This window comes from candidate division WOR-3 bacterium (assembly GCA_016867815.1).
In the GTDB taxonomy this organism is placed as follows: domain Bacteria; phylum Hydrothermota; class Tepidihabitantia; order Tepidihabitantales; family Tepidihabitantaceae; genus UBA2258.
Window position 1 is genome coordinate 20,810 of sequence record VGIR01000043.1, and the last position, 6,481, is coordinate 27,290.

At 62.8% G+C, this 6,481-nt stretch carries 6 protein-coding genes; all 6 read right to left on the minus strand.

What is annotated here, in order from left to right; all coding sequences use genetic code 11:
* Window positions 1-26: 26 nt before the first annotated feature.
* The 6 genes from FJY68_08020 to FJY68_08045 all read right to left on the minus strand — a co-directional run bounded on the left by FJY68_08020 (window position 27) and on the right by FJY68_08045 (window position 6,245).
* Window positions 27-2,012 carry a M1 family metallopeptidase gene (locus FJY68_08020; protein MBM3331780.1) on the minus strand — a complete coding sequence of 662 codons (1,986 nt, stop codon included), beginning with the start codon at window positions 2,010-2,012 and terminating at the stop codon, window positions 27-29.
* 23 nt (window positions 2,013-2,035) lie between these two features.
* Window positions 2,036-3,022, minus strand: a complete 987-nt coding sequence (locus tag FJY68_08025; GenBank protein ID MBM3331781.1) for an aspartate-semialdehyde dehydrogenase — start codon at window positions 3,020-3,022, stop codon at window positions 2,036-2,038.
* Window positions 3,023-3,148: 126 nt separating this feature from the next.
* Window positions 3,149-4,123 carry a UDP-glucose 4-epimerase GalE gene (gene galE, locus FJY68_08030; protein MBM3331782.1) on the minus strand — a complete coding sequence of 325 codons (975 nt, stop codon included), beginning with the start codon at window positions 4,121-4,123 and terminating at the stop codon, window positions 3,149-3,151.
* 341 nt (window positions 4,124-4,464) lie between these two features.
* On the minus strand, window positions 4,465-5,007 hold the full coding sequence (locus FJY68_08035; GenBank protein MBM3331783.1) for a class I SAM-dependent methyltransferase: 543 nt from the start codon (window positions 5,005-5,007) through the stop codon (window positions 4,465-4,467).
* A gap of 759 nt (window positions 5,008-5,766) precedes the next feature.
* The gene (locus FJY68_08040) at window positions 5,767-5,991 is read right to left on the minus strand and encodes a type II toxin-antitoxin system HicA family toxin (protein ID MBM3331784.1); all 225 of its coding nucleotides are present in this window, start codon (window positions 5,989-5,991) and stop codon (window positions 5,767-5,769) included.
* Window positions 5,988-6,245: a type II toxin-antitoxin system HicB family antitoxin gene (locus FJY68_08045; protein ID MBM3331785.1), complete on the minus strand. Its 258-nt coding sequence runs from the start codon at window positions 6,243-6,245 to the stop codon at window positions 5,988-5,990. The genes FJY68_08040 and FJY68_08045 overlap by 4 nt, the downstream gene beginning before the upstream one ends.
* Window positions 6,246-6,481 lie beyond the last annotated feature (236 nt).

Consider the following 6,481-nt stretch of genomic DNA (forward strand, 5'->3'; position numbering starts at 1 on the left):
TGGGGATTGTCCAGGTTTCCTCGCGACTACTTCTGTACCACGAGCCTGGTGACACCCGGCGGGCCGCGATTCACGCGGGACTGCGAACCTACAAAGTACACGCCGGGGGCGAGGTGGGAGACGTCGTTCGGGCCGGGAGCGAGGTCGAGAACCTTCCGGCCGGAGGCGTCCAAGAGGATAATTGCAGATTTCAGATTGCAGATTTCAGATTGCAGATTGAGGATGCCGCGGACGATGGTCGGGCCGAGGTTTATCGGTTGGCGTTCGGCGTTTGGCGCTTCTTCGACGTCGGCATGGCTGACATAGGCGCTGTCGAGTATCCAGTTGTCCGGGTCGACCGTTAGGCTGCTGGGATTCGCGGCGACGAGGAAGGTGTCGACCTGCGGGTTGGCTTCGGGACGAAGGGTGACCACGGTGCTGGCGACGGAGTTGAGTCGCACCGGGATGGGCGTGCGGAAATAGTCCGGCGCTCCGCTGCCATTGGCCTGGGCTAGGCTGGTGACCACCCGGAAGCTGTCACCGGCCGGTTCGCTGCTCCAGTTCAGATGGTACTTGGGATAGCCGGCCTCGTAGACCCACTCGTCAAAGAACCACGAGAGTTCCTTGCCGCTTTCCCGCTCGTTGATGCGGCAGTAGTCCTCGGTCGAGGCGTTGCCGTACTTGAAGCTGTCGCCGTAGGCGCGCAGGGCCTGGAAGAAGACGCCCGGCTGCTCCCACGCGGTGTCGCCCAGCACCCAGCGGAGCGTGTGCTCGACCCACGCGCCCTTGCAGTAGATGGTGCCGTAGTTGTAGATCTCCGACTCGGGCGGGTTGTAGATGGCGAAGCGGCGCGAGCGGTCCTGCTGGATGGCGGCGCGGCCCTTGCCGGCGATGTAGTTGTTGAACACGCTCCGGCCGCCGGCATGTCCGACATAGAGACACTCGAAGTAGGTGGCGAACCCCTCGTTGAGCCAGATGTGGGCGAAGTCGACGCAGGTGACCATGTCGCCGTACCACATGTGAGCCAGTTCGTGAGCCATTCCATCATCGTCGCCCTGGCGCAGCCAAGAGGTGTGAATCATGGTCAGGGTCTGGTTCTCCATCGCCCCCCAGGGGAAGCTGTAGTAGCCGGGAACCTGTCCGTACTTCTCGAACGGGTACGGCCCGAACATGGTCGTATCCGAGTAGTAGTCGAAGATCCCGGGGATGCAGTCGAACGTGCTGACCGAGACGGCGGAATCCTGCGGCCACATGAAGTACAAGGAGGGAACCGTGTCGCCGTTCGGCTGGATGAGGTCGTGCTTCCAGGACGAGAAGCGGGACGCGGCGAAGTTGATGAGGTAAGTGGCAATCGGGTAGGGGTGGTTCCACCAGTAGGTTTTCGTGCCCGAGCCGGAAGTGACCGAATCGAGCAGCCCGTTGGCGCAGACCTGGAACGTGTCGGGCACGGTGATATTGAGCATCACGCCGCGTTCCGGCTTGTCGAACGGCTCGTCCCAGCCGGGCATCCAGTAGCGGCAGTCTTTGGGCGGAGTGCAGGTCATCGCGTAGGCGTGACTGACTGTCGGCGGCCGGGCGAAGTAGTAACCCCGTTCGGCGGCGGTGGACTCGCGGTGGTAGAAGATATCGAGGACCGTGGAGTCGCCGATGGGCAGAGGGTTGTTCAGTTCGACGACCAGCAGGCCGGCGGGGGCGGTGAAGTTGAGCGGCGTGCCCAGACGTTTGACCGAGTCGCAGACGAGATTCACAAAGTGGAGTGTGCAGAGGAGGATAGCCGGCACATCGCTGCGGATGGAAAGCGCCTCGTGCGCGACGTAGGACTTGTTCGTCATCGGCAGTATGATGTCCAGCCGGTAGTGCCGCACATTGTAGGAGTGCAGCGACTCGGCTTCGGTGGCGCCGACGTAGCGCGCCCGGCAGGCCGCAGCCATCGGCCGGTCTCCCGTATGGGGCCGGTCCCCGAGAATCTCCTCAATCGATGGAGTGGCAGCGACCAGAGTCCCTGCCAGTGCCAAGAGCAGCAGCGTTTTCATCTCGACTCCTCACTCCTCCCGATCTACTTCTCCAGCAGTTCCGCTATCTGCAGCGCGTTGGTCGCCGCGCCCTTGCGCAGGTTGTCCGTGACAACCCAGAGGCTGATCTCCTCCGGTTCCGCGCCCTGGCGTACGCGGCTGACAAAGACCGAGTCGTTGCCACGGCAGTCGAACGGCGTAGCATAGTCCTTGCCCGTGCGCAGGACCACCCCGGGCGCGCTCTTGAGCGCCCGCACGGCTTCCCGGACCTTCACCGGCTCGCCGAAGCGGCAGGTCACTGCCAGTGCGTGGCCGACCAGCACCGGAACGCGCACGCAGGTCGAATTCACCTTCAGGTCGGGCAGGCCGAGTATCTTGGCCGATTCCCGTATGGTCTTCGTCTCCTCGCCGCTGTTGCCCTGCGGGTCCAGGTCGGCAATCTGGGGGATGACGTTGTCGGCGATCTGCGGGCCGAGAGGGCTGTCCTTCGCATCCGGCCGTTGCCGCAGCGCCACGAACTCGGTCTCGTACCGGAGTTGCTCGACCGCTGCTTTGCCCGCACCCGAGACCGACTGGTAGGAGGCAAGCCAAATCGCATTAAGACCGAACTCCTGGTGCAGCGGGTTGACCGCGACGACCAGGGGTATCGTCGTGCAGTTCGGGTTGGCGATGATGTTCTCGTGTCCATCGAGCGAGAGTGGGTTGACCTCGGGCACGACCAAAGGGACCTCGGGTTTGAGCCGGAACTCGCTCGACTTGTCGATAACCGGGCAGTGCTTGGAGATTTGCGGTACGAGCTTCCTCGCCAGGTCGGATTCAAGGCAGAAGAAGGCGACGTCCAGGCCCTGGAACCCGTCCGGGTCGACCTCCTTCACCTCGTACTCTCTGTCGCGGAACTTCAGCTTTGCGCCGGCGCTCCTGGCAGAGGCGAAGAGACGCAGGTCTTCGACCTTGTGCGGGCCGGACTCGAGGATGCGCAGCAGGGTCTCGCCTACGAGCCCGGTCGCGCCGGCAATGCCGATTCGCTTCATCTGGACCTCCAACTACTACCGCAAGGGCACCAGGAGACAAAGAGGAAACGAGAAGCTGCACGTGACGCGCCGAAGGCGCCTGATCCTGCTCGTGCCTTTGTGTCTTGGTGGTTCAAATCCGTTCTCCTAGTCACTGTAGCCATCGGGGAATTGACGATGCCACTGCCACGCATCGGCGATCATCTGCTCGAGGTTCTTCTCCGGCTTCCAGCCGAGTTCCTTGCGGATTCGCTCGGACGAAGCGATAAGCGTCGGCGGGTCGCCGGGACGGCGCGGCCCCACCTTCAGGGGTAGCTTGCGGCCGACAACCTTCTCGGCAGTGGCGAAGACCTCCTTGTTGGAATAGCCCGACCCGCTGCCGAGGTTGTAGATGACGTCGCGGTCGGCGATTGTCTCCATCGCCAGCAGATGGGCGCGCGCCAGGTCGTGAACGTGAATGTAGTCGCGGACGTTGGTGCCGTCCCGGGTCGGATAGTCGTCGCCGAAGAGCTCGAAGGTCCTGCCCGGCTGGAGCACGCTGCGCAGGATGTCCGGAATCAGGTGGGTTTCAGGGCGGTGGTCTTCGCCCAGCCAGGAATACGCGCCCGCGACGTTGAAGTAGCGGAGGATGGCGTGGTTCATCTCCAGGGCCATGGCGAACTCGGTGAGCCGGGCCTCGAACTCCAGCTTGGTACGGCCGTACGGGTTCATCGGACTGAGCGGCGCGTCTTCCGTGATGGGCATCTTCTCCGGCGCGCCGTAGACTGCCGCGCTTGAGGAGAAGACGAAGCGTTTGACCCGGTGGCGGGCGGCCGCTTCAAGCAGGTTCGCGCCGCGGGTGACATTATTGTCGAAGTAGAGGTCGGGCTTCGCGACCGACTCGCCGACCTGGGACAACGCAGCGAAGTGCATCACGCACTCGGGCCCGGCCTCGACAAACGCCTGTTCGAGCGCCGCGGTGTCGCCGAGGTCGCCGACCACAAGGCGGACGGAACCAACCACCGCCGCCCGATGGCCACGCGAGAGGTTGTCAAAGACCGTGACATCGTGGCCGGCCTGGATGAGCACCTTGGTCATCACGCTGCCGATATAGCCGGCCCCGCCGGTAACGAGAACTCTCACCAGGCAAATATACCAGCCGATTCAGGCGCTGGCAAGTCGGCCCCGGAGCGGAGACGGAGTCTTACCACCAAGACACCAAGGCACAAAGCGAGACGGGCGGGGACATGACTGGGTTGACAGACAACACGGATCGTGTCCCAGGCCCAGAGAGAACCGGAGCTCCACCACGAAGGCAGGAGCTGAACCAACCACAGATGGACACGGATACACACGGATTCGGGTCCGGCCCCGAGGCTGCATCCGCGTCCGCCCGTGCTCATTCGCTGCTGGTCTCTTCGGGTCTTTCGTGCTTTCGTGGCCAGACTCCACTTCCGCCTCCTGGCCGTTCTTCTTCCGTCCGGCTAGAAGTTGCGGTAGAAGCGGTGGTCGGGCTCGAACGATTCGAGCTTCAGGAACGCGGCGATTTCCGGCCGGTTGGCGATGGCTGACAGGACAACGCCGAACGGTGCTCCGCGCAGCCAGTGCCACTTGGCCGCGGCGACTCGGCGGAGCCACTTGAGCCTGGACCCTCCCGCGCGCAGCGGCAGCTCCTTGTACCGGCGGTGTGTCCGTATGAACTGAATGACCTTTTGCTTGGACGGCCACGACCGGTCGTGAAGAAGCACGACGCCGCCGGGCCGGAGCATCTTGTCAATGTAGAAGAAGTCGAGCAGCGTGTAGTCAAACGTGTGCCAGCCGTCGATGAAGGCAAGGTCGAGCACCACGCCCTTCTCAATCAGCTTCGGCAGCATCAGGTGAGACGGGCCTTCGAGCAACTCGAAGACAGAATCGAGCCCGGCGCGCTTCAGGCTCGCGAGCGCCGCCCCGCCATGTACCGTATTCTGCTCCGGGTCCACACCGTAGTGCTTCACATTAGTGGCGAGTGTCGATTGGCGAGTGTCGATTGGCGCATCAGAGCTGTTTTCGTTCGTCGTTCGCCGTTCGGCGTTCGGCGTTTCCCTGTATGGCGCAGTTTGTGCCTGAGCGTTCGTCGTTCGGCGTTCGGCGACCGTCGTTTCCCCAGATGGCGCGGTTTGGGCCTGAGCGTTCGTCGTTTGGCGTTCGGCGTTCGGCGTTTCCCCAGATGAGGCAGTTTGAGTCCGAGCGTTCGTCGTTTGGCGTTCGGCGTTCGGCATTTCCTCCAGGAGAGCAGCGCAGATAGCGATCGTGGAGAGCCCGAACGCCACCCCGGTCTCAAGCGTCGTCTCGGCCTTCACAAATCGCACCATCTCCTGCAGGATGAGCGCATCCTCGCGCGGCACCGCGCCCGTGACCTTCCGCTCCTTGCCGGCAAGGTCAACGCACTTGCCAGTGCGGTAGATGTCTTCCAGAACCTGATTCACTTGGCCCTGAGTATAGACAGCCGCCGCCTACTGTCCACCTGGGGCGCGGTTAGCATTCCCTCTCAGGGTCACCAACTGCCAGCCGTAGGTCGTCAGCTTTCCTGATCCGCGCCGCCGATCTGCAATCTACAATCTGCAATCTGAAATGCCTGAGGCCGCTGGCTGTCAGCCGTGAGCTGTCGGCCGGCCTCCGCCAATCGAGAATCGACAACCAGAAATCGGAAATCTGCCCTGGGTGCTGTCTACTGCATACTGCCTACTGCCTGCCGTATGCATCGACAGGCTTCGAATTCACAAGAATAGGGGGATCGCTCTTCGGGACTAGAGTGCGGACCTCAGGTCGTCTTTGGGCAGGTCGCAGTCGCGCAGAATCCGGGCGAGCAGGCCGGGTCCAATGGTCTCGCCCCGGTGAACCGGAACAACGGTGCACCGGCCGTCCGCGTGGCGGAGAAAGTGGTGGCTGCCTTTGACCCTGACCAGCGCGAAGCCCTGCTTGCGCAGGGCCTTGACTAGACGTTCGCCCGAGAGCGAAGGAAAATCGCTCACACCGCGACGGTGACCCGCTGAACACCCACGAACTGACTCGTGACCGGTTCCTCGACCTCAAGGCAGAGCGCGATGGCCTCCTGTATTCGTTTCATCAGAGCGTCGAGGGACCTCGCCTGCGTATGACAGCCGCGCAGGGCCGGGACCGAAGCTACATAGTAGCCGTCCTCGTCTCGCTCGATGACGACGTCAAACTCCCTTCGTCTGCCTGGTGTCGCGACCCGTGCTCGCGTGCTTCGACGTGCGCTGCTCATTGATAGATACTACGTGAAGGAACTCCGAACGTCAAGTACCCGTGCGGAATCGCGGTCGGCCGCCCCGCCAGTCTGGAGTCTCGGATCTCCGTGGTGCCTGGCCTTGGCCCGCCAGCAATGAGTCTGGGGAGTGGAGCTTGTCTAAAAACCAGCTGATTCGTGCCTTTTGACGCATCCTTCGGTGTCTGACAACGTCTAATAGTTAGTGCGGTTTCCCCTGACAATCTGGTCTTCGG